This window comes from Microvirga medicaginis (assembly GCF_052658925.1).
The window spans coordinates 1-22,055 of record NZ_JBQWEL010000022.1 but is presented as its reverse complement, the minus strand read 5'-3'; the positions used below and the strand labels follow the sequence as shown (position 1 = coordinate 22,055).

The following is a 22,055-nucleotide window of genomic DNA, read 5'->3' as shown; positions in this document are numbered from 1 at the left end:
CTTGCAGGATGGCTGATGGCTGGGCGTGCATCCTAGAGCATCGGACGAGAAAAGCGGATCCGCACTTTTGGGACCGATCCGATACTCATTCTTGAGATCCGCATCGTTCGGGCGGAACCGGAGTGCCGGTGCTCTCCTGCAGGAGAAGCATGTTTGCCGACAAAAAGAAGCGCCCGTGAGAGCGCTTGAGTTCCGGTCGTGATCCCTGGGGGCAAACCGGGCGACCGGTATTCGACGATTGGTTTTCCAGCGGAGCGAAGGCTCAGCGGTCAATGCGCTCCTGAAGGATCGCGAGTTGCTGAAGGTAGGGGGCTCGCCGCTCGCGGTGGTTCTCTCGAAGTTTCTCCAGGGCTCGCGTTTGCTCCCTTGAATTGAGACCGGATGAGCTCAGCGTCTCCCGTTCGCGCTCATACGCGAAATCCAGGTTCGTGAGCGTGGTGAGAAGAGAGTAATAGAGGGATTCGAGCGCCGGAGCCTGAGATGGCGCTTCTTTCAGTTCCTCGCGCGATGTGTCGATCTCGAAAGCAGACATTCGCATCCTCTAGGGTCTTGCGCATCCTCTAGGGTCTTGAACGATGCAATAGAGCCTGTAGCGCGCGGCGTCTGTCAGAGTGATGACAGTTCTACGTGGCTGAGAGGAGTAGGGGGCTACTCTTATTGGGTAGGTTCAAAGTCGGGCTTTGATCAAGGCTGATGCGGGAGAACCGGTGCTGCTTCCTTTTGGCCTCCTTTTGGAAAGCGAAACCCGAGTTCGCTGAATCTCTCCCGGATATTTCCATAGCACTCGCAGGCTGTCTCTTCGATCCCCTGGCGGTCGGCGATGACGATGATGCCGCGGCGCTGCGCGATGAGTCCTGCGGTCTGAAGGGTGCGCAGAATGAGGCTCACCGTGGGGCGCTGAACCCCGAGCATCTCGGCCAGGAATTCGTGCGTCAGCGGCAGTTCGTCCCGGGTGACCCGGTCATGGGCGGTCAGGAGCCAGCGGCAGCAGCGTGCCTCGACGCCATGAACCGCATTACAGGCCGTGATCTGAAAGGTCTGGGACAGCAATCCTTCAATGTAGCGGAAGAACAGGGCGCGCAGGTTCGGCCGGGAGTCGAAGGCTTCCATGAGCGTCTCGATGGGGACCCGCGAGGCGGACCCTGGGAGTTGAACCAGATAACGGCCCAAGGACGCCCGCGTCGTCAGCGCACTGGCAAAGCCGACAACGCCCTCCCGTCCGAAGACCGCCATCTCGACGGTCCCGCCATCCTTCATGATCGTCACCAGCGAGACCATCGCATCATGAGGAAAGTAAGCATGATCGACGATCGCGCCGGTCTCATACAGAACTTGTCCGGAGCGCAGTTCAACGATCTCCAGCTGAGTTTCGAGAATGGCGAAATCGTCGGTTTGCAGGGCGGCAAGAAGCCAGTTTTCTTGATGGCTGATCATGATCGATCACCTCGGATGAGCCCCAAGGCGAGAAGCATGATCACTGTGTTCGGCCCGTGATGTGATGCCTCGGGCGCCCTTGCTCGGAGAACATTGGGGCTGGGGCTTGGTTCCCCTTCAGGCCGCGAAAGGCTGCCTGTGGATTGCGGGCACAGAAAAGCTTGGCCGTTCTCTTTCTGTCTCCAGTCCTGCCGCCCTAGTTTATGGAGCAGGTTTGGAGAATTCGCTTAACTTGCGCTACCCGCCCCAAATCCTCGAAGAGATCCGTGCCCGGCTGCCGGTTTCGGCCGTCGTGGGCAAGCGCGTGCGCCTGAAGAAGGCGGGGCGGGAGTGGAAGGGGCTGTCGCCCTTCAATGCGGAGAAGACGCCGTCCTTCTACGTCAACGACCAGAAGCAGTTCTATCACTGTTTCTCCTCCGGCAAGCACGGCGACATCTTTACCTTCGTCATGGAGACGGAGGGACTTTCGTTCCCCGAGGCCGTGGAGCGGCTGGCGGCGGAGGCAGGCGTCCCCCTGCCCAAGCTCACGCCTGAGGACCGGGCGGAGGAGGTGAAGCGCAGGACGCTCTACGACGTCATGGAAATGGCGACGGAGTTCTTCGAGGCTTCCCTCCAGGGCCGCTTCGGCCTGAAGCCCCGGGATTATCTCGCGGGGCGCCAATTGAGCCCGGAGACGCAGAAACGCTTCCGCATCGGCTATGCGCCGCCGGAGCGCTTTGCGCTTCGCGATCACCTGGCTTCCAAGGGCATCTCCATCGAAATGATGATCGAGGCGGGACTCGTCTATTCGGGCGAGGACGTGAAGGTGCCTTACGACCGCTTCCGCGACCGGGTGATGTTCCCGATCTGCGACGTGCGCGGCCGCGTGATCGCCTTCGGCGGTCGCGCCATGAGCGCGGATGCGCCGGCGAAGTATCTGAACTCGCCGGATACGCCGCTCTTCAACAAGGGCCGGCTTCTCTACAACTACCACCTCGCCCGCCAGCCCGCGCATGACCGGGGCACGGTGATCGCGGTCGAGGGCTATGTGGACGTGATTTCGCTCTCGGTCGCGGGCTTCCCCCATGCGGTCGCCCCGCTTGGAACGGCGCTCACGGAGGACCAGCTCACGCTTCTCTGGCGCCTCTCCGAGGAGCCGATCCTGTGCTTCGACGGCGACAAGGCGGGCCAGCGCGCCGCTTATCGCGCCCTCGAGACGGCCCTGCCGAACCTTTCCGCCGGCAAGTCTCTGCGCTTTGCCATCCTGCCGGAGGGGCAGGACCCGGACGATCTTGCCCGTTCCGGCGGGCGGACCGCCATCGAGCGGGTTCTGGCGTCGGCGAGGCCGCTGGTGGACATTCTCTGGGCCCGGGAAACCGAGGCCGGACCCCTCGATACCCCGGAGCGCCGGGCAGCCCTGGAGCGGCGACTTCGCGAATCACTTGCACTGATTCGCGACGAGACCTTGAAGAAATACTACCGGGAGGAGGTCGAAAGCCGCCTTGCGGCATTGAATCCCGCCCCCCGGGCGGGGCGGTTCAACCACCAGGGCGGGGGAGGGCGGCGCGACTTCCGTGGACCTGCCCCGACCACGCCGAGCGCCCGTTTGAGCGTCTCGCCGCTCCTGGCGCGCAGCCCTCTTTTCACCGGCGGAACGGCAGAGAGCCCCCGGGAGGCGATGATCCTCTGCACCTTTCTGGTCCACCCGGAGCTCCTGCAAAATCACGCAGAAACCCTTGCAGATCTTGAACTTGAGGGGCGCTCCGCCCAAATGATGCGCAGTCTCCTGCTGGATAGCGCCGCCAGCGGCGAACCAGCCGATCCTAGCGTGATGCAGGCCCGCCTGGAGCGTGCCGGACTCACCCAGGCGGCGGACAGGCTCAACGTCCTGGTCCGTCCTGGCGACCGCTGGATGCTCGATCCGCATGCGGATCCCTTGCGGCTTGAAGACGCATTGAGGCAAGCCATCACCTTGCATCGCCGTGCGCGCACGTTACATAGCGAACTTCGGGCCGCCGAGCGTGCGCTCGCCGAAGAGGACAACGAGGCCAATCTCGCCTGGCTGCGAGAGGTCCAAAACCAACTGTCCTCCGTCGAGGGTGCCGAGGCCGACTTGGACAAGAACGGGTCCGCTGGGGGAGCCGGTTTCTAGGGCAGGTTTCTGAGGGCAGAGTGCGGCCCAATGCAGGCGGGAGATGGTTAACGGTTAGTCAATTGACTTGCTGTTGAATGGTCAGGAATTTCCGGGTGGCCGGGCCTACAGGCCTTGCTGCCCATTCGCGCATCGAAAGTCTCGCTGGGGGGACTGAACGGGGCGCTGGAGTAGAGCGAAGCATGGCAACGAAGGCAACCGAACGGGACGAAGGCGAGACGACAGCCCCGGAGCAAACGAGCGACGGGCCTCTGCTCGACCTGAGCGATGCCGCCGTTAAACGGATGATCAAGCTCGCGAAGAAGCGCGGGTACGTCACGTATGATGAGCTGAATGAGGTTCTGCCTCCGGAGGAGTTCTCCTCGGAGCAGATCGAGGACGTGCTCGGCCAGCTCTCCGAGATGGGCATCAACGTCGTCGAGTCGGAAGAGACGGAAGAGGGCGCTCAGGCCGAGGCCGAGGAGGACGAGGCCGAGGGCGGCGACCTCGTGGAGGCGTCGCAGACCCGCGCCGTCGCGGTCCGCGAGACCACCGCCAAGGAGCCGACCGACCGCACGGACGATCCGGTGCGCATGTATCTGCGCGAAATGGGTTCGGTGGAGCTTCTCTCCCGCGAGGGCGAAATCGCGATCGCCAAGCGCATCGAGGCCGGCCGCGAGGCGATGATCGCGGGCCTCTGCGAAAGCCCGCTGACCTTCCAGGCCATCATCATCTGGCGCGACGAGCTCGTCGAAGGTCGGGTGCTCCTGCGCGACATCATCGATCTCGAAGCAACCTATGCCGGCCCCGACGGCAAGGGCGCCCCCAAGGTGGATGCGCTGTCCGACGAGAGCGAGGACGAGGCTGCCGAGACCGAGGAGGGCATGACTCCGCCGGAAGGCGAGATGGACGACGAGGACTTGGAGAACAATGTGTCCCTCTCGGCTATGGAAGCCGAGCTGAAGCCGCGCGTTCTCGAAACCTTCGACTCCATCGCCGACAATTACAAGAAGCTGCGCCGTCTGCAGGTCGAGCATGTGGAACAGCGCATGCAGAACAAGCAGCTGACGCCGGCCCAGGAGCGCAAGTACCGCGAGCTGAAGGCTGACATCGTCGCTGCGGTGAAGTCGCTGTCGCTCAACAACAACCGCATCGAAGCACTGGTCGAGCAGCTTTACGACATCAACAAGCGCCTCATCTCGCATGAGGGCCGCCTGATGCGTCTGGCCGAGAGCCACGGCGTCGCGCGCGAGGAGTTCCTCAAGCACTACCAGGGCTGGGAGCTCGATCCCAAGTGGGTGCTGCGCGTTTCCAAGCTCGGCGGCAAGGGCTGGAAGGACTTCGTCGCCAAGGCAAAGGACCAGATCCATGATCTGCGCGAGCAGATCCATAATCTGGCGAGCGAGACCGGCCTGGAGATCCAGGAATTCCGCCGCATCGTCATGATGGTGCAGAAGGGCGAGCGCGAGGCACGCCAGGCGAAGAAGGAGATGATCGAGGCGAACCTGCGTCTCGTGATCTCCATCGCCAAGAAGTACACGAACCGCGGCCTGCAGTTCCTGGACCTGATCCAGGAGGGCAATATCGGCCTCATGAAGGCGGTCGATAAGTTCGAGTACCGTCGCGGCTACAAGTTCTCGACCTACGCCACGTGGTGGATTCGTCAGGCGATCACCCGCTCCATCGCGGACCAGGCGCGCACGATCCGTATTCCGGTGCACATGATCGAGACGATCAACAAGATCGTCCGCACGTCGCGCCAGATGCTGCACGAGATCGGCCGGGAGCCTACTCCGGAGGAGCTGGCCGAGAAGCTCGCCATGCCGCTGGAGAAGGTGCGCAAGGTGCTGAAGATCGCCAAGGAGCCGATCTCTCTCGAGACGCCGATCGGCGACGAGGAAGATTCGCACCTCGGCGATTTCATCGAGGACAAGAACGCGATCCTGCCGATCGACGCGGCGATCCAGTCGAACCTGCGTGAGACCACCACGCGTGTTCTCGCCTCGCTCACGCCGCGCGAAGAGCGCGTGCTGCGCATGCGCTTCGGTATCGGCATGAACACCGACCACACCCTCGAAGAGGTCGGCCAGCAGTTCTCGGTGACCCGCGAGCGTATCCGTCAGATCGAGGCGAAGGCTTTGCGCAAGCTCAAGCATCCGTCACGGTCACGGAAGCTGCGGAGCTTCTTGGACAATTAAGCAAACGATAAAAGGCGGGTTTCGGACCCGCCTTTTTCGTATGTGCTGGATTATGCAGCCAGAACAAAAGCCACACCACCTGCTGCGATGGCGGCTAGACTCGTGCCGGAGACGATCCACCCGGCTTTTCCCGTGCCTAAACTGAATGTCATGCCCGCTTTCACGAGCGTGTTGACGGCAACGGCGATGCCGATGCCGAGGGCTGCGGTCGCGACCATGATGCCGTCCTGCGACAGGCGGGCGAGGGAGAGCGTGATCGCATCCACATCCGCAATGCCGGAGAGGGCGGCGAGAACGGTGAGGCCCGCATCACCGGCGAAATTGCTCACGACTTTCGCCAGTAGACTGATGACCGCGATCAGTGCTGCAAATTGCAAAGCCATACCGAGATCGAAGGGGTTCCTGATGCTGAGCTCAGGGCGTTCCTTGCTTCCTTTGCCATAGGTGAGGAAAAGCAGGCCCGACACAGCAATTTGCACGAGGCCGCCTGCGCCCAAGGGCCAGGCAAGAGGGAGAAGGAGAGCAGAGTTCAAGGCGCTCGCGATGATGAGTACGCGCGCAATCATCACGGAGCCGGAGAGAAGGATGCCGGCGGAAAGCAGCGGGCTTGCCGCCGGATGCTCACGCGCCATGCGCGCGAGCGTCACGGTCGTGGCCGTCGATGAGGCAAGGCCGCCGGCAAGGGCAGCGAGCGCCACGCCCGCCTGGCTTCCCATGATGCGAACGGCCACGTAACCGGCAAACGAGATGGCAGCGATGATGATCGCCAGCAACCAGATCTCGTAAGGATTGACGGCATTCCATGGATCGACCGTTCTGTCCGGCAGAAGCGGCAGCGCAAGAAATGTCATCGCGAGCAGGATGAGGACGGAGCGGATCTCCAGCCATGTCAGCCGCCTGAGCCATGTGTGGAGCGGCTGCTTGAGAGCAAGGATGAGCGTGACGACAACGCCGACCGCAATCGTCACCTGCAGATCGCCCAGCACGGTATAGGCGCCGAGAGAGAAAGTGATGAGAGCCGCAACGACGCCTGTAACGCTGAAGTTCTGCTCCGTCTTGGCCTCGAGCCAGGCGAAAGCCCCGAAGGCGAGCGCGAAGCCGAGAAAGGACAGCCCCAAGAACACGGGGCTCGTATAGCTCGCCAGAATTGCTGACAGCGCACCGAGCAGAGCCACCAGCGTATAGGTGCGCAGGCCCGCCGTGCGCTCTCCCTCCGCCTCCTCGCGCCGTTGCCATCCGCGTTCGAGGCCGACGAGAAGTCCAATGGCAAGCGCTACACTCAAGCGCAGAAGAAGAGACGTGTCGTTCATCATCCGATCTGCTTTGGACCAGGCCCTGAAGAGACGGGATCGCTTCCCCTCGGACCTGCTCTTTCGTTGCTAAGTAGCACGGCCAAGCTCAGGGAAACAGTTCCCATGCAAGCCGCCGGATAATGATCTGCCAAGGTCCGCCGCAAGCGGTATATAGGGACATGTAGTTGCGCGCCGTTGCCGAGGGCTGCCCATGATCGTCAGTTTAACCCTTATTCTTCTGTGCCAGCTGCTCGGCGAGGTGATTGTCCGAGCCTTGGGCTGGCCGATCCCTGGACCTGTTCTCGGAATGCTGATCCTGCTCGTCGTGCTGGGTCTGCGGGACCGGATCCGGAAAACGGTGCCGGAGTTCGGGAGAGCCCTCGATTCCACCGGCAAGGGGCTGCTCGCGCATCTCTCGCTCCTGTTCATCCCGGCGAGTGTCGGCGTTGTGCAGCGGCTCGACGTGTTGGCGGCCCACGGCATCGGACTCGTGGTGGCGCTGGTCGTCTCGACCTTCATCACTCTCGTCGTGACGGTCGTCACCTTCGTCGTCGTGTCGCGCCTGAGCGGATCGTCCATGGAAACGGCCAATGAAGCCACGGCAGGGGAGAAGCCATGAGCGATCAGGCCTTCTCCCTCTGGGTTTATCTCTCGCAGACGCCGCTGCTCTGGCTCGTCGTGACGCTGGGCGCTTACGTGATCGCGGACCGGATTTCGCAAGCCTTCAGGAGGCATCCCTTGTGCAATCCGGTTCTGATCTCCGTCGTAACCGTTGCGCTCGTGCTCTGGGTCACGGGGACATCGTATCCGGTCTATTTCGAAGGTGCGAAATTCGTGCACTTCCTGCTCGGTCCCGCCACCGTTGCGCTTGCCATTCCGCTCTATGAGAACCGTCGCGTCGTGCTGCGGGCCATCGTGCCCATGATGGCGGCATTGATCGTGGGCTCCGTCACGGCCATCGTGTCCGCTGTCGTTGCCGCGCAATTCTTCGACATGCCAAGATCCGTTCTCATTTCGCTGGCGCCGAAATCCGTCACTGCGCCCGTGGGCATGGGCATCACGGAAACGCTTGGCGGCGATCCGGCTCTCACCGCCATTCTCATCATGCTCACGGGGGTCATCGGCTCCGTCATGGTGACGCCGCTCATGAATGCGCTTCGCATGAAGGATTGGCGCGCGCGGGGCTTTGCCGTGGGCCTTGCCTCGCACGGCATCGGGACGGCCAGGGCTTTCCAGGTGCATTCGCTGGCCGGCACCTTCGCCGGCATCGCCATGGGCCTCAATGCGCTCGTCACGGCCCTGCTGCTGCCGGTCGTTCTGAAATGGCTGATCGATTGATCATGGGATGGGTGCGTCGGCAGGCGGCGGCTCGTTCGGAGCCGTACTGCCGGTGCTCTGCGGCTCTTGTTGTCCTTCGAGCGCGGGGATGATGCTGTCTGCCACGAGTGCGTGGAGTTCGCCGATATAGTTATCCTCGCGTGAAGGCTCCGTCGGGTCCGATGTCATGACCACACTCATCCGGAGGCTCGGTGCGACATAGATCATCTGCCCGCCAAAGCCCCAGGCGTAGTAGACACGATGGCCGCGCATGTCGCGCATGAACCAGCCATAGCCATAGCTGTCGCCCGTGTAGACCGAGGTGGTGCGAGGCTCCCACGATTCCGTCACCCAGCTCTCCGGCACAACCCGCTTGCCGTCAATGGTGCCGCCCTGACGATACATCTCACCGAAACGCAGAAGGGCGCGCGGCGACAGGGCCATCTCGTTGCCGCCGAGATAGATGCCTTGCGGATCGCGGGTCCATGGCGGCACCATGATGCCGAGAGGCTCGCCCAGCCACTCGCGCGCCAATTCCAGTGTGCTGCGCTTCGAGGCTCGGGTCAGGGTGGCGGAAAGCAGATGCGTGCTGCCTGTCGAATAGAGCATGCGCCCGCCGGGCTCATCCACGAAGGGGCGGGTCAGCGCATGGCGCACCCAGTTGCTGCTGCTCACCCATGAGCCGTAATTGCGGCCCGAGGTTCGCTCCAGGCCTGCCTGCATGGAGAGGAGGTGGCCGATGGTGATCCGCCTCACGCGCTCATCGGCATCAGGCGGAATGCTCCGATCCAGAATCTCCGCGATGGGCTGGTCGACGCCTTTGAGAACGCCGCGCTCGATGGCGATGCCGACCAGAGCGGACAGGATGGTCTTGGATGCAGACTTGATGTTGGTCGGCCGCTCCAAGCTGGAGCCTTTGAAAGCTTCCTCAGCCATGATCCGTCCCTCGTGAGCAACGATCAGAGAGCGGAGGTTTTCGAGGCTCCTGGCACGCTCCATGCTTCCCTTCAGAGGCTGCGCCTCCGGTGCTCCCGATTGCGGTGCAGGACCCGGCTGCGCCGAAGCGCATAAGACCGGCGCCATCAGGAGAGTGAGAACCAAGGACGATCTGAGAGAGGAGAGAAGTCGAGAAAGCGTCATGCGAGATCATGCGTGTCCATGCTCGCCGATAAGATGGAGCATGGGAAAGCGTTCCGGCACGGCGGGCCGACACACATCATCGTGAGGGGCATTCCGGACTGCAGCCCATGCAATTACTCCAGGACGGTCCTGCGCCTGCGACAATTGTGCTTTGTGGGGCCATCGATTATTTGCGGATTAAACTCGTAAATAGGACTATATCTACATGATAAATTCGTGGTTTAAGCGACCTCTTTGGCAAAGGGTCGCTGTGGGCTTTGCCCTTGGCATCCTGGCGGGCATCCTGGCAGGAGAGCAGGCCGCCGTCTGGTTCAAGCCGCTGGGCGATCTCTACCTGAACCTCGTGCGGATGATCGTGATCCCGCTTGTGTTCTTCACCATCACCGCCAGCGTTGCGAAGCTCGCGGAGGCGGGCAATGTCGCGCGCCTGGGCCTGCGGACGCTCTTCTGGTTCATCGCTACCTCGACCATCGCGGTCCTTGTGGGGATCGCGTTCGGCCATCTCATCGATCCGGGCGTCGGCCTGTCGAACCTGCCGCTGGGCGAGGTGAAGCCGCGCACGATCCCGACCCCTCTCGAGGTGCTGATCGGCATCGTTCCGACCAATCCGATCAAGGCCATGGCTGACACGAATGTGCTCCAGGTCCTCTTCTTCTCAGGAATCGTCGGTGCGTCCCTCGTTTCGCTGGGAGACAAGACGGCTGCCATTCGCAACGTGGTCGATCAGGGCGCGACGCTGGTCTTCCGCATCACGCGCTGGGTCCTGCAGCTCACGCCGATCGGCACATTCGGCCTGATCGCCTGGGTCGTCGGCAAGTACGGCATCTCCTCGCTGCTGCCGCTGGGCAAGTTCATCGCAGCCATGTATCTCGCCTGCCTGTTCCACATCATCGTGGTCTATGGCGGCCTGCTGAAGCTGCATGGCCTCAAGGTCGGCCGCTTCTTCAAGGGGGCGTTGCCGGCACAGCAGATGGCCTTTGCGACCTCGTCGAGCTTGGCCACGCTTCCGATGAGCCTGCGCGTCGCCGTGGAGAAGCTCGGCGTGCCGCAGAGCTACGCGAGCTTCGCCGTGCCTCTGGGGGCGAATGTGAAGATGGATGGCTGCGGCGCGATCTATCCTGCCATCGCTTCGATCTTCATTGCCCAGTATTTCGGTCTCGATCTGTCGCTGACGCAATATGTGCTCATCGGCCTGACCGCCGTTCTCGGCTCGCTCGGCACGGCAGGCGTGCCTGGCACATCCATCGTGATGCTCACGCTGACCTTGAGTACGGCAGGACTGCCTCTCGAAGGAATCGGCTACATCGTCGCCATCGATCGCGTGGTCGACATGATGCGCACCATGACCAACGTCACAGGTCAGATCCTTGTGCCTGTGATCGTGGCGAAGGAGGAGCGTATCCTCGATCAGGCCGTCTATGACGGGACGACCGGTACGCCTGCAGCTCAACGTGAGCCAGTTCTCGTGGCCGCCGAGTAAGGATTTAGCCTCATCAATCAAAAAGGCGGGCGCCAGGCCCGCCTTTTTCATAGGTCAGAACAGGAAATCGGCTGCGCCGATGAGAGCCTTCTGCGTGTTGTTCAGCAGCATGGTCTCTGACCGTTTCCTCTGATGATCACGTCATCCAACAAGGCCGTCGCTGTCTCCGTGGCCTTGTTGGATGACGTGGAAGCCGCTGGATTCGCGGGAAGGCTCCCATAGATACGGGCAATCACTATCCCTGAAGCCAGGTGCATCGCAGGAGCCCTCATGTCCGAACGCGTCATCAAGGACGATCAGCCCCGCGTCTATTTCGACTGCAACAAGTGCCCGGCTTTCTGCTGCTCGATCTACGAGCGCGTGGTGGTCACGAAGCGCGACATCACGCGGCTGGCGAAGCATTTCGGGGTGTCCTTCGAGGAGGCGCGCGAACGCTACACCGCGGATTTCGAGGGCGAGCGCGTGCTCAAGCGGGTGAAGGACAAGATCTTCGAGAAGACCTGCATGTTTCTCGACCAGAAGACCCGCGGTTGCACGATCTATCATGGACGCCCGGCGGTGTGCCGCTCCTATCCGGGCCGCTCGCGCTGCGTCTATTATGATATGCTGCGCTTCGAGCGGAGCACGCAGGGCGACGAGAGCGTCATCCCCTTGATCAAGATCACCTTCCATGAGGTGGAGGAGGAGACCGAGCCTTACGCGGATGGACCGGAACGGGTCTACGAATGGGATGAGAAGGACAAAGACTGAGGTCCGATGCAGGAGCAACAGCCCTGCCTTGCAGGATCAGCTGAGCTTTGAAGGAAACAATCTGGTATATAGTCGGCTTGGAAACGCCTTAAGCAGGCCGGGCGGAGCTTGGCCTTTTAACCTAAGAACGCCATGGACACCAAGTCGCCTGCCTTTGCCGCCGCTCCCGCTCGTGTCTCTGTTGAGCGGATCGCCATCCCGATCCTGGCGGCCATCAGCGTCTCTCACCTCCTGAACGACCTGATCCAGTCCCTGCTGCCGGCGATTTATCCGATCCTCAAGGCGAATTTCCATCTCGATTTCGGCCAGATCGGCCTGCTGACGCTCACCTTCCAGCTCACCGCTTCCCTGCTGCAGCCGCTGGTCGGCACCTATACTGACAAGAAGCCGCAGCCCTTCTCCCTGGTCTTAGGCATGGGCTTCACGCTCATCGGCCTGCTCACGCTCTCGCAGGCGGGTTCCTATCCGCTCCTGCTCGTCGGCGCGGCGCTGGTGGGCATGGGCTCCTCCGTGTTCCATCCCGAATCCTCCCGCGTCGCCCGCATGGCCTCCGGCGGGCGCCATGGTCTGGCGCAGTCCGTGTTCCAGGTGGGCGGCAATGCAGGCTCGGCCCTCGGGCCGCTGCTTGCGGCCTTCATCGTCGTGCCGTTCGGACAATCGAGCATCGCCTGGTTCTCCGTCGTGGCGCTGCTCGCCATGATCATCCTGTTCAACGTGGGACGCTGGTATCGGGCGAAGCTCGTGGACCTCAAGGCTAAGCCGCGCACTGCCACGACATCGTCGACCCTGTCGAAAAAGCGCATCGGCGTGTCGATCGCGATCCTGATGCTGCTCGTCTTCTCGAAGAATTTCTATACCGCCAGCATCTCCAGCTATTTCACCTTCTACCTGATCTCCAAGTTCCAGGTGTCGGTGCAGGAAGCGCAGATCTATCTCTTCGTATTCCTCGGAGCCGTGGCCGCCGGCACGGTGATCGGCGGGCCCATCGGCGACAGGATCGGCCGGCGCTACGTGATCTGGATCTCGATCCTCGGCGTGCTGCCGTTCACGCTGATGCTGCCTTACGCCAGCCTGTTCTGGACGACGGTGCTCAGCATCATCATCGGCCTCGTGCTGGCCTCCGCCTTCTCGGCCATCCTCGTCTATGCGACGGAGCTGGTGCCCGGGCGCGTCGGCACCATTGCAGGCCTGTTCTTCGGCCTCTCCTTCGGCATGGGCGGCTTAGGCGCGGCAGTGCTCGGCCAACTCGCCGACATGACGAGCATCGAGACGGTCTACAAGATCGTGTCGTTCCTGCCGGCAATCGGCCTTCTCACCTATTTCCTGCCGAAGATCGAGAAGACGCGGGCTTAACGCCGCGTCTTCTGACGCAAGCGCATCGTGCGGACCCAGCGGGCCGCGCTAGCGACCCGAAGGGCCACGTCAGTGAAAAGTGGAATCGGTTTTCCGCATTCAACGACGCGCTTTCTATAAAAGGGAGCATCGGATGGATCCCAAAAGTGCAAGTCCACTTTTCTCGTCCGATGCTCTAGCCGGGGAACCGCACTTCTCAGGAAGCGGCCGCAAAGCCTTCGGTCTCCTTGAAGACATCTCTCGCCGCGTTCTCCAGAATGCGCATGGCCAGGCGGTATGGCCCCGGCCCGTGGCTAATCCGGGCCACACCCAGCTCCGCGAGCTTCAAGGCGGACGGTGTTGTTCCGCTTGCCATGATGTTGACCGGGAGCGGCGAGCGTTCCACCAGGATGCCGATGAGTCTTTCATGGGCCAGTCCCGGCACGAACAGGCCATCTGCGCCTGCCTCGGCATAGACCCGGCCGCGTTCGAGGGCTGCCTCCACCATGGCCTCATCGTGTTGCTCTGGGCCGGACTGGAAAAAGACATCCGTGCGAGCGTTCAGGAAGGCTGGAATGCCGAGCGCATCGGCTGCGGCTCTGGCCGCCCTGAGCCGAGCGGCCTGATCCGCCCTCTCGCGCAATAAACCATTCTCCGGAAGGCTGTCCTCGATGTTGCAGCCAATGGCTCCTGCCTGCAGCGCCTGCGTCATCGTCACGCCCACAGCCTCGGGATCGGCGCCATAACCGCTTTCAAGATCGATGGTGACCGGGAGGTCGGTCGCGCGGACGATCCGTTGCAGATTGGCGAGACAAAGATCCAAGGGCATCTGCTCGCCATCCGTGAAGCCGTGCGCCGCTGCGACGGACCAGCTCCCCGTCGCGAGCGCTTTGGCGCCGGCGGCGGCAACGGCCTTGGCGCTTCCCGCATCCCAGACGTTGAACAGCACAAGCGGACGGCCAGGAACATGGAGCGACCTGAAGGTCTGGGCCTGAAGGAACTGATTCGACATGTCTTCCTCACTGCTTGGAAAGGGTTGCTGCGATCCGGCGCTCATGCTCGAGCAGCCATTGCTTGCGCCAGAGCTTACCGCCATAACCGGTCAGCGAGCCGTCCGCGCCAATCACGCGATGGCAAGGCACGATAATGGCGACTTCGTTGGCGCCGTTGGCGCGCGCCACGGCCCGCGAGGCTTCGGGGCGTCCGATGAGGCGGGCGAGTTCGCCATAGCTGCGGGTGCTGCCCGGCGGGATCTGCCGAAGGGCTTCCCAGACCATCGTCGTGAACGCGCTGCCCCGCTGCACAACAGGCACATCAAAACAGGCCGAATGACCTGAGAAGTAGCGCTCGACCTGCTCGGCAAGCCGCTCGAGCATCGGATTGTTGCCGAAGCAGATCGACCCGACGCGGTTGCGCAGGCGCATGATCTCGGTGGGAAGAGCGGTACGGTCCACAAATTCCAGGAGATGCACGCCCGTATTGTCGGCGATGGCGAGCATGGCTCCAATGGGCGTGTCTATCCATCGTGCCGTGAGGATCTGGCGCCCCGTCGTGCGTGCGGGCGCATCGCCCACCAGCTTGGTGATGGCTTCTCGAAAGCCGCTGCCGGATTCGTATCCCGCATCCAACTGCGCATCCATCACGGAACCTCCCTGCTGCAATCGGCTGACGGCGACTCCTAAGCGTTGCGAACGCGCATATCGCGCAAAGGTCATGCCGTATTCTCGTTGAAAGGCGCGGCGGACAGTCGAGGGATCATAGCCGAGATTCTTGAGATCCGCTGCGCTCCACTTGCGCTCGGGCTCCACCTGGATCTTCTCGCGCAAGGTCTCGAATGCGTCGCTCGTCGGTCGCTTCAGATCGAGCGGCTTGCAGCGCATGCAGGGGCGGAAGCCCGCATCCTGGGCTGCGTCCCGGCAGGAGAAGAATACGACGTTCGTGCGCTTCGGCTTGCGGGCCGGGCAGGTGAGACGGCAGAAGATGCCGGTGGTCTTCACGCCCACATAGGCGAACCCTTCATAGGAAGGATCGCGGGCGAGCAGGGCGGCATAGAGAGTATCGTCATCGCGGAGCATGGTCTTGTTGTAGTCGATCCCGTGAGCCCGTGCCGCCGGAAAAGAGGCGTTGATTTTTTTAAAGCTAACGCGCTGTGGCGGAGGCCACGTCCACGCTCAGGCGCATCTCCGGGTGAATGCCGCAGATGATGTCGTAATGTCCCGGCTGGTCGAAGCCGAGGGTCACCGTATCGCCCGGGTTCTGCCCGTCCGAGTTGAAACTCATGTTCGCGCTGTCGACGCGCACATTGTGCGTGCGCGTGTCATCGTTGAGGATGCGCAGGGCCTCGCCTAACTTCAGCAGGATGGCACCCGGCGAGAAACGCCGGTCCCTCTGGCTCACAATGGTGGTCGAAACAGCCTGCGCCGGCGCACCCCAGACCATCGTCTTCGGCGGCAGGCTTGCAGGGCGCGGAGGATCCTCGCTGGACAGCGTGTTCAGGAAAGCGACGAGTTGCGCCCGTTCCTTCTCGGACAGGTCGATACGTTGCGGCAGATCAGCGGAGAGGGTGGGGCGCTTCACGATTCCTTGCGCATAATGATCCACCACATCCTCGAAGGTCGCGAGAGAGCCGTCATGCATGTAGGGCGCGGTCCACACGCGCTCACGCAGGCTCGGCGTCTTGAAAGCGTGGTCTGCCGCGCTCACGCCGAGGATCGGCCCGCGTCCCCTGTCGCCGCTGGGAAGGCCGATGTCGTGAAAGGCTTCATCCGTAAAGCGCCAGCCCTGATGGCAGGAGACACAGCCCGCCTTGCCGATGAAAAGCGAGAAGCCCGCCAGTTCATCCGCGTCGAGCGCCTTGTCGTCGCCCTTCACCCATTGATCGAAGCGTGTCTCCGGCGAGACCAGCGTGCGCTCGAAGGCGGCGATCGCCTTCATGAGATTGGCGCGCGTGACGGCGGGATCTTCAGGGAAGGCTGTCGCGAAGGATTTCTGCATCAGCGGGTCGGAGCCAAGCGTCTTGATCGCATGCTCGAGATTGCCCGCCATTTCGCGCTGGTTCTCGATGGGGCCTGCAGCCTGTGCCTCAATGGTTGCGGCGCGACCATCCCAGAACCAGGAGAGACCCCAGGCCATGTTCCAGAGCGGGGGCGTGCGCCGGTCGAGGGGGTTGCCGTCGAGACCCGTGTGACGATCGACCCCGTCGGAGAAGGACAGATCCGCCTGGTGGCAGCTGGAGCAGGAGATATTGCCTGTGCCCGACAGACGCGTGTCTTCGAACAAAGCTGCGCCCAGCTTCACCTTCTCAGGCGTCGTGAGATTGTCGGAAGGCTCAGGCGTGTGATCGGGACGCGCGAAGGCCTTTCGCCAATGCTCGATATCGGTGAAGGTGGATTTCTCCGCTGCTCCCCCGGCGAGCGTGGCGATCATCAGAACGGGCAGAACCCGCCTCAAATGGATCAGGCCTTCGCGCCTCATGATGTCAGCGGAAGTTTCCGAGCTGCAGCTCGTACTTCGCAACGGTGCTCAGGAAGTCGCTGGCGTCCTTGACCGGCTGCTTGGGCGGCGTCACGGCCGGGAACATGGCCTTCAGCTCGTCGAGGCTGGCTTTCAGAGCCTTCGCCGCATCGGCGTTCTTGGCGCCTGCGTCCTGCATCACGGCACCGACGAGGCGGTCAGCCTCGAACACGAAGCCGCGTGCATCCTGGTATTCAACCACGTTGGCGATGCGGTTCTTCTCGATGGCCTCGCCATATTCGTCGGCAGCCTGCTGCAGCACTTCGAGCGCCGTCTCCAGCGTGAAGTAGAGGCCGTTCGTTTCCTTCGCGCGCGCGGCAGTCTCTGCAGCAGCGAGGCGCTCGTCCAGCGCCGCACGGGCGCGGGTATAGGCGTCCTTGTTCTTCGCCTTCACGGTCTGCGAGAGCGACTTCAGAGCCGCCTGGAACGGAGCGACGTTGAAGGTCTTCAGGTCCTCGCGCAGGCTGGCGTAGATTTCCTCTTCCGGGTGCAGGAAGTGGGGCAGGGCATCGGCCCAGCGGCCGGCTTCGATCAGCTCGTTGCCGACGAGCAGGTGTCCGCGGATCATCTCGATGCCACGATAGAGATGGAGCTGAGGTGCAAGGTTTTCGCCGGAAGCGCCGCCTTCATCGCCTTCGCCATCCATCGACGCGGCAGGCTTGGCCGGCGCGCCATGGCCCTGATGCGCCTGGGCAAGCTGCAGCAGGTTCTGATCCGCCTTGGTCTCGACAGCAGCCTGAGGATAGGCCGCCACCTTCGCAGCCTGCGAGGCAACCGGAGCCGCAACCAAAACGGCGGTGCTCAAGCCTGCCCAAATCTTACGCTTTTTCATCATGATCCCCCTCCCGGCGGATCAAGGCCACCGGCGGCTAGTTTAGAAATATTAAAAACTGATAGTCTTTACAGGCACTTAGCTACCCCCTATGAGGGCGGAAGGCAAGTCTGAAGGCTTAAAATCCATGCTCATCACCATCGCGGATATCCTCCCCCCGAGCGAGATCGAAGAGATCCGTACCATGCTCGGCTCCATGCGCTTCGAGGACGGACGCGCGACGGCGGGATGGAGCGCCAGGCTCGTGAAGGACAATGAGCAGGCACGCGAAGGCGCGGCTCTCACGCTCCTGCGCGAGCGGGTGACGAATGCCATTCAATCGAACGAGATGTTCAATCTTGCCGCGCGGCCAAAGGCGCTGACGCCGCTGCTCTTTGGTCGCTACACGGAAGGCAAGCAATACGGCTCCCATGTGGACAATCCGCTGATGAACGGCGTCCGCACGGACGTGTCCTTCACGCTCTTTCTCGCCGACCCCGAAACTTACGATGGCGGCGAACTCGTCATCGAATCCATGTCGGGCGAAGACGAGATCAAACTGCCCGCAGGTCATCTCGTCGCTTACGATTCCACGACGCTGCATCGGGTCGCGCCCGTCACGCGCGGCGAGCGCCTCGTCGCGGTCGGCTGGGCGCAGAGCTATGTGCGCGACAGCGCGAAGCGCGAGCTGCTCTTCGACCTCGAGACCGCGCGGCGCAATCTCTTCGCGCAGCACGGCAAGACGCCGGAATTCGACCTGCTTGCCAAGAGCAGCGCCAACCTGTTCCGGATGTGGGCGGAGGTGTGAGGGGCACGCTGCTTTATCGATAAATCCCCATTCGTCATCCCCGGGCTTGGCCCGGGGATCCACCTCTTTGAGGCGTTGCGGTTCCCAAAACGTGGATGGCCGGGACAAACCCGGCCATGACGACGTGGGGCAGGATGAGGTCCGAGCGAAGCGAAATGAATTTTGCCCGGACCCTTAAGTCCTACTGCCAGGAATAGTTGAAGCTCACGCTGATACGCTCGCTGTCCGCCTCGTTCAGCGGGACTTCGTGGCGCAACCAGCTTTCCCAGAGCAACACCGTGCCGGGAGCAGGCTTCATATAGGCAAACTGCCGGTTCTCGGGCCTCGCCTTCGCCTTGCGGGGCGGGGCCGCCATCATGAAGCCGAGGCGCGGGTCTTCGAGCTTGAGCGCGCTCGCCCCCTCGGGGATCGTCACGTAATAGGTTCCGCTGATCACCGAGTGCGGGTGGATATGGGACGTGTGGATGCCGCCGGGCGGCAGGATGTTGATCCACAGGCTGTCCATCACGAGCTTGCGACCCTGGAGGTCGTATTCCAGCTCCTTGGCGAAGGCCGCCACGTGCTTGTCGATCTCCTTCAGGAGATCACCGAACACCGGCACCCGCCAGGGCAGGTCATTGAGCGAGGCATAGGAGGTGTAGCCCGGATAGCCGTTCTTGGCGCACCAGCGCTGCCCGGCCTCGTCGTCCTCGGCGATGGAGAGGCAGGCGGTCTCAAGCTCCGCGTTGCGGCGCTCGGCCTTTACCCCGGTCAGCTCGGCCCGGTAGATCTTGGTGACGAAAAGCGTATCGATTGTTGGCATGGTCCGGCTCTATGACATCGATGGGCGCTCTGTCAAAATGATTGCCCTTTTGAGGCGCATAGCATCTTTTCTCAAGTCACGCCTCCCCATGCCTTGAAGGAGGGATGGAGACAACACACCTTGGCCTTATGATGTCATCCTCACCTCTGGCAGCCATCCCGAACGATTTGTTATCGCTGGCCCGCAGCCTCGACGCGGAAGTCCTGCCGCGGGTCATTGCCCTGCGGGATTGGCTCGTGACCACGGCAGCCCGAATGGAGGATGCCAATGAGGTTCTCAACGGGTTCCTGCATCGGCTGATCGACCTGGGCGTGCCCGTCGACCGGGCAGTCTCGGCCATCGAGGCGCTGCACTCGGAATATGCCGGGATCGGGCGCTTCTGGACCCGGGAGGAGGGGACCGTCGTGCGCTATCTTCCGCACGGGGACCGGCGCGAGGCCATCTATCAGAAGAGCCCCTTCGCCTATGTGAACCGCACTGGCGAATGGCTTTTTCTCGATCTCGCGGAAACGCCTGACGATCTCTTCCCGATCATTCCGGAGCTGAAGGAGGCAGGCTACCGCCATTACCTCGTCATTCCGATCAGCTTCACCAGCGGTGCGGAGAACGCGATTTCCCTGGCGACGCGCTCGCCTCAAGGATTCAGCCAGCAGGACCTCATGATCCTGCGCCTCGTCATGCCGTCATTCGCACTCGTCACGGAGCTGCGCGCCACCAGCAACCGGCTTGATCAGGTGCTGCGCATCTATGTGGGGGACGATCCGCACAAGGCCATTCTCTCGGGCGCCATTCAGCGCGGGCAGGTGACGCGCATCCGCTCTGCGATCCTGTTTGCCGACATGCGCGAATACACGCGCATCTCGTCGACGCTCAGCCCCGAAAGCGCTGTGGAGCTCCTGAACAATTACTTCGACTGCCTCGTGCCACCCATCGAGGATGAGGGGGGCGAGGTGCTGAAATATCTGGGGGATGGATTGCTCGCCATCATGCGTGATCGCGGCGATGACACCGGCAGCGCCGCGCAATCGGCTCTGACGGCAGCCACCAAGGCGCTGCGGCGCGTCGAGGCTGCGAACAACGAAGGGCGGTTTCCTGTGCAGGTCAGTGTGGGATTTGCCCTGCATCACGGTGATGCAGCCTATGGCAACGTGGGTTCCGGTCAGCGTCTCGATTTCACGGTAATCGGGCGAGACGTGAATCTTGCGAGCCGCATCGCCGATCTCAACAAACGCCTCGGCGAGCCGCTGCTCATGTCGAAGCCTTTCGTCGAGCATCTGTGGGGCAATCCTCATCCACTCGGGGCGCATGCCGTCGAAGGCTTCGAAGAGGAAATCGAAGTCTACAAACCCTGAAAGCGCTCGCGTCCGTGCGGCGCGTCGAGATCGAGAATGGGCCCGAGCGGCACGATGCCTGTCGGATTGATATTGCGATGGCTCTCGTAATAATGACCCTTGATATGCTGCATGTTCACCGTCTCGGCGATGCCCGCAGTCTGATAGAGATCACGCAGATATCCTGACAGGCTCGGATAATCCGCGATCCGGCACAGATTGCATTTGAAATGTCCCATATAAACGGGATCGAAGCGCACGAGCGTCGTGAACAATCGAATGTCGGCTTCGGTGAGTCTGCCGCCGCAAAGGTAACGCCGCGATGCAAGCCGCTCGTCAAGCCTGTCGAGCGTCTCGAACAGCGGATGAATCGCTTCTTCATAAGCCTGCTGCGTGGTCGCAAAGCCCGCCTTGTACACGCCGTTGTTCACATTGTCGTAGATGCGTGCGTTCAACGCGTCGATCTCGTCGCGCAAGGGTTCGGGGAAGTAATCGCCGGGCCGGGCGCCGATCCCGTCGAACGCGGAGTTGAGCATGCGGATGATCTCGGCGGATTCATTGCTGACGATGGTGCTCTTTTCCTTGTCCCACAGCACGGGCACCGTCACGCGGCCGGTATAGGTCGGCTCTGCTGCCGTATAGACCTGGTAAAGATACTGCGCCCGATGAAGCGGATCAGGAATGACGCCCGGCCCCTCCTTAAACGTCCAGCCGTGCTCCAGCATGCGCCAGTGCGCGACGGAGAGAGAGATCATCTCCTCCAGACCTTTGAGCTTGCGCATGATGAGGGTGCGGTGAGCCCATGGGCAGGCGAGCGAGACATAGAGATGATAGCGCCCGGCCTCAGCCTTGAAGCCGCCTTCACCCGTAGGACCCGGAGACCCGTCCGCCGTGATCCAGCTCCGGAAGGGGGCGGAGCTTCGCACGAAGCGCCCGCCGGTGCTCTTGGTGTCATACCACCGGTCCTGCCAGACCCCATCCACAAGCAATCCCACCCAATCCTCCTTCGATATCCGATAGGGCCCCTCCCTCAACGGGAGCGAGACCAAAGGGTTCGCTGAGGGTATAGGATGGAATACTCTATTCCGCTGCACATATCGGCGTGAAGGATGCCTTGGAAGGCCGTAAGGGACGTCTCCGGCCAAACAGGGGGGTGACGAACGGCCTTCCCTCGGTTAGATGATTTCCTTTCCTTCCTTGGAAGGGCCTGTAGCTCAATGGTTAGAGCCGACCGCTCATAACGGTCTGGTTGCAGGTTCGAGTCCTGCCGGGCCCACCACCTCCTAAATCTCGATAAGTTGAAGGAAAATAGACCTCTTTTTCCACTCCTATCCGGATGAGGGCTGGGTTTGCGGCAATGGCCGCATTCAGGAGAGGTTCGTTCATCACCGAGCCCTGTTAGAAATTCTGAGTTTCGCACAGGAGCTCTGATCCAATCGCACGATGGGAAGCTACCAGAAGCTCTGTCCCCGGTGAGCGGCACGAAGCGCTAGAGTGCTGGCTGAGACCTGCCGATTGAGGAGTCTCAGCTCTCATTGGTCGGCTCTGCGTCTTGCACCTCGTTAACCATAATGACAGCGATTGAGCTCAAAAATGGCCTTGGTCCATTTCCAGGTCGTACTCACTTGTCGTACAAGAAGGCGTTAGGCGTTGAAGTTCAATTGTTGATTTCGTCGCCCTAACTGCACTTTGATAGGCTTTCTTCCAGAAGCCAGGCATGACGCCAAAGACAAAGTT

Annotated in this window: 19 protein-coding genes and 1 tRNA gene; 10 read left to right on the top strand and 10 right to left on the bottom strand. The window is 62.0% G+C overall.

Annotated elements, in window-relative coordinates; translation table 11 throughout:
• Positions 1-262: 262 nt before the first annotated feature.
• Together ACUXUR_RS21835 and ACUXUR_RS21830 are read right to left on the bottom strand one after the other, a co-directional pair.
• Positions 263-532 carry a hypothetical protein gene (locus ACUXUR_RS21835; RefSeq protein ID WP_445504461.1) on the bottom strand — a complete coding sequence of 90 codons (270 nt, stop codon included), beginning with the start codon at positions 530-532 and terminating at the stop codon, positions 263-265.
• 152 nt (positions 533-684) lie between these two features.
• A complete protein-coding gene (locus ACUXUR_RS21830) occupies positions 685-1,434 on the bottom strand; it encodes a Crp/Fnr family transcriptional regulator (protein WP_445504460.1) in 750 nt (249 codons plus the stop codon).
• Positions 1,435-1,666: 232 nt separating this feature from the next.
• On the opposite strand from ACUXUR_RS21830, the gene dnaG reads away from it, so the two are divergent.
• Positions 1,667-3,565 (top strand): DNA primase, encoded by a 1,899-nt coding sequence (dnaG, locus tag ACUXUR_RS21825; RefSeq protein WP_445504459.1) that lies wholly within the window; start codon positions 1,667-1,669, stop codon positions 3,563-3,565.
• Positions 3,566-3,747: 182 nt separating this feature from the next.
• Positions 3,748-5,742 carry an RNA polymerase sigma factor RpoD gene (rpoD, locus tag ACUXUR_RS21820; protein ID WP_445504458.1) on the top strand — a complete coding sequence of 665 codons (1,995 nt, stop codon included), beginning with the start codon at positions 3,748-3,750 and terminating at the stop codon, positions 5,740-5,742.
• A 50-nt stretch (positions 5,743-5,792) separates the two neighbouring features.
• Here rpoD and ACUXUR_RS21815 read toward each other — a convergent pair whose 3' ends face one another.
• On the bottom strand, positions 5,793-7,055 hold the full coding sequence (locus ACUXUR_RS21815) for an MgtC/SapB family protein (protein WP_445504457.1): 1,263 nt from the start codon (positions 7,053-7,055) through the stop codon (positions 5,793-5,795).
• Positions 7,056-7,245: 190 nt separating this feature from the next.
• Between ACUXUR_RS21815 and ACUXUR_RS21810 the strand changes: the two genes are divergently transcribed.
• Both ACUXUR_RS21810 and ACUXUR_RS21805 read left to right on the top strand, forming a co-directional pair.
• On the top strand, positions 7,246-7,653 hold the full coding sequence (locus ACUXUR_RS21810; RefSeq protein WP_445504456.1) for a CidA/LrgA family protein: 408 nt from the start codon (positions 7,246-7,248) through the stop codon (positions 7,651-7,653).
• Entirely contained in the window at positions 7,650-8,372 is a 723-nt protein-coding gene (locus tag ACUXUR_RS21805) for an LrgB family protein (RefSeq protein ID WP_445504455.1), read from the top strand. Before ACUXUR_RS21810 ends, ACUXUR_RS21805 begins: the two co-directional genes overlap by 4 nt.
• Here the strand turns inward: ACUXUR_RS21805 and ACUXUR_RS21800 are convergent, their stop codons facing one another.
• Positions 8,373-9,434: a serine hydrolase domain-containing protein gene (locus ACUXUR_RS21800; protein ID WP_445504523.1), complete on the bottom strand. Its 1,062-nt coding sequence runs from the start codon at positions 9,432-9,434 to the stop codon at positions 8,373-8,375.
• A 262-nt stretch (positions 9,435-9,696) separates the two neighbouring features.
• On the opposite strand from ACUXUR_RS21800, the gene ACUXUR_RS21795 reads away from it, so the two are divergent.
• From ACUXUR_RS21795 to ACUXUR_RS21785, 3 genes are all read left to right on the top strand, one after another.
• Positions 9,697-10,971, top strand: a complete 1,275-nt coding sequence (locus ACUXUR_RS21795) for a dicarboxylate/amino acid:cation symporter (RefSeq protein WP_445504454.1) — start codon at positions 9,697-9,699, stop codon at positions 10,969-10,971.
• 270 nt (positions 10,972-11,241) lie between these two features.
• Positions 11,242-11,721 carry a YkgJ family cysteine cluster protein gene (locus ACUXUR_RS21790; protein WP_445504453.1) on the top strand — a complete coding sequence of 160 codons (480 nt, stop codon included), beginning with the start codon at positions 11,242-11,244 and terminating at the stop codon, positions 11,719-11,721.
• Between the two features lie 132 nt (positions 11,722-11,853).
• Positions 11,854-13,074, top strand: coding sequence for an MFS transporter (locus ACUXUR_RS21785; protein WP_445504452.1), 1,221 nt, complete (start codon positions 11,854-11,856; stop codon positions 13,072-13,074).
• Positions 13,075-13,270: 196 nt separating this feature from the next.
• Here ACUXUR_RS21785 and ACUXUR_RS21780 read toward each other — a convergent pair whose 3' ends face one another.
• The 4 genes from ACUXUR_RS21780 to ACUXUR_RS21765 form a co-directional block, all read right to left on the bottom strand.
• The gene (locus ACUXUR_RS21780) at positions 13,271-14,065 is read right to left on the bottom strand and encodes an isocitrate lyase/PEP mutase family protein (protein ID WP_445504451.1); all 795 of its coding nucleotides are present in this window, start codon (positions 14,063-14,065) and stop codon (positions 13,271-13,273) included.
• A gap of 7 nt (positions 14,066-14,072) precedes the next feature.
• Positions 14,073-15,128: a bifunctional transcriptional activator/DNA repair enzyme AdaA gene (locus ACUXUR_RS21775; protein WP_445504450.1), complete on the bottom strand. Its 1,056-nt coding sequence runs from the start codon at positions 15,126-15,128 to the stop codon at positions 14,073-14,075.
• Between the two features lie 64 nt (positions 15,129-15,192).
• Positions 15,193-16,527, bottom strand: a complete 1,335-nt coding sequence (locus ACUXUR_RS21770) for a cytochrome c peroxidase (protein ID WP_445504449.1) — start codon at positions 16,525-16,527, stop codon at positions 15,193-15,195.
• A 4-nt stretch (positions 16,528-16,531) separates the two neighbouring features.
• Positions 16,532-17,401 (bottom strand): hypothetical protein, encoded by an 870-nt coding sequence (locus ACUXUR_RS21765; RefSeq protein WP_445504448.1) that lies wholly within the window; start codon positions 17,399-17,401, stop codon positions 16,532-16,534.
• A gap of 124 nt (positions 17,402-17,525) precedes the next feature.
• On the opposite strand from ACUXUR_RS21765, the gene ACUXUR_RS21760 reads away from it, so the two are divergent.
• Entirely contained in the window at positions 17,526-18,185 is a 660-nt protein-coding gene (locus tag ACUXUR_RS21760) for a Fe2+-dependent dioxygenase (protein WP_445504447.1), read from the top strand.
• 181 nt (positions 18,186-18,366) lie between these two features.
• On the opposite strand, the gene ACUXUR_RS21755 is transcribed toward ACUXUR_RS21760, so the two are convergent.
• Entirely contained in the window at positions 18,367-18,987 is a 621-nt protein-coding gene (locus tag ACUXUR_RS21755; RefSeq protein WP_445504446.1) for a TIGR02466 family protein, read from the bottom strand.
• A 131-nt stretch (positions 18,988-19,118) separates the two neighbouring features.
• Here ACUXUR_RS21755 and ACUXUR_RS21750 point away from each other — a divergent pair, with 131 nt between their 5' ends.
• Positions 19,119-20,339, top strand: a complete 1,221-nt coding sequence (locus ACUXUR_RS21750) for an adenylate/guanylate cyclase domain-containing protein (protein WP_445504522.1) — start codon at positions 19,119-19,121, stop codon at positions 20,337-20,339.
• Here ACUXUR_RS21750 and ACUXUR_RS21745 read toward each other — a convergent pair.
• Entirely contained in the window at positions 20,327-21,313 is a 987-nt protein-coding gene (locus ACUXUR_RS21745; protein ID WP_445504445.1) for a glutathione S-transferase family protein, read from the bottom strand. The two genes, ACUXUR_RS21750 and ACUXUR_RS21745, sit on opposite strands and share 13 nt — an antisense overlap.
• A 208-nt stretch (positions 21,314-21,521) precedes the next feature.
• On the opposite strand from ACUXUR_RS21745, the gene ACUXUR_RS21740 reads away from it, so the two are divergent.
• Positions 21,522-21,597 (top strand) — tRNA-Ile (locus ACUXUR_RS21740).
• Positions 21,598-22,055 lie beyond the last annotated feature (458 nt).

Bases quoted from the DNA above. Each gene is read 5' to 3' on its own strand.
- ACUXUR_RS21835 (WP_445504461.1), bottom strand. From the start codon at position 532: ATGTCTGCTTTCGAGATCGACACATCGCGCGAGGAACTGAAAGAAGCG.
- ACUXUR_RS21830 (WP_445504460.1), bottom strand. From the start codon at position 1,434: ATGATCAGCCATCAAGAAAACTGGCTTCTTGCCGCCCTGCAAACCGAC.
- rpoD (WP_445504458.1), top strand. From the start codon at position 3,748: ATGGCAACGAAGGCAACCGAACGGGACGAAGGCGAGACGACAGCCCCG.
- ACUXUR_RS21815 (WP_445504457.1), bottom strand. From the start codon at position 7,055: ATGATGAACGACACGTCTCTTCTTCTGCGCTTGAGTGTAGCGCTTGCC.
- ACUXUR_RS21810 (WP_445504456.1), top strand. From the start codon at position 7,246: ATGATCGTCAGTTTAACCCTTATTCTTCTGTGCCAGCTGCTCGGCGAG.
- ACUXUR_RS21805 (WP_445504455.1), top strand. From the start codon at position 7,650: ATGAGCGATCAGGCCTTCTCCCTCTGGGTTTATCTCTCGCAGACGCCG.
- ACUXUR_RS21800 (WP_445504523.1), bottom strand. From the start codon at position 9,434: ATGGCGCCGGTCTTATGCGCTTCGGCGCAGCCGGGTCCTGCACCGCAA.
- ACUXUR_RS21795 (WP_445504454.1), top strand. From the start codon at position 9,697: ATGATAAATTCGTGGTTTAAGCGACCTCTTTGGCAAAGGGTCGCTGTG.
- ACUXUR_RS21790 (WP_445504453.1), top strand. From the start codon at position 11,242: ATGTCCGAACGCGTCATCAAGGACGATCAGCCCCGCGTCTATTTCGAC.
- ACUXUR_RS21785 (WP_445504452.1), top strand. From the start codon at position 11,854: ATGGACACCAAGTCGCCTGCCTTTGCCGCCGCTCCCGCTCGTGTCTCT.
- ACUXUR_RS21780 (WP_445504451.1), bottom strand. From the start codon at position 14,065: ATGTCGAATCAGTTCCTTCAGGCCCAGACCTTCAGGTCGCTCCATGTT.
- ACUXUR_RS21775 (WP_445504450.1), bottom strand. From the start codon at position 15,128: ATGCTCCGCGATGACGATACTCTCTATGCCGCCCTGCTCGCCCGCGAT.
- ACUXUR_RS21770 (WP_445504449.1), bottom strand. From the start codon at position 16,527: ATGAGGCGCGAAGGCCTGATCCATTTGAGGCGGGTTCTGCCCGTTCTG.
- ACUXUR_RS21765 (WP_445504448.1), bottom strand. From the start codon at position 17,401: ATGATGAAAAAGCGTAAGATTTGGGCAGGCTTGAGCACCGCCGTTTTG.
- ACUXUR_RS21760 (WP_445504447.1), top strand. From the start codon at position 17,526: ATGCTCATCACCATCGCGGATATCCTCCCCCCGAGCGAGATCGAAGAG.
- ACUXUR_RS21755 (WP_445504446.1), bottom strand. From the start codon at position 18,987: ATGCCAACAATCGATACGCTTTTCGTCACCAAGATCTACCGGGCCGAG.
- ACUXUR_RS21750 (WP_445504522.1), top strand. From the start codon at position 19,119: ATGTCATCCTCACCTCTGGCAGCCATCCCGAACGATTTGTTATCGCTG.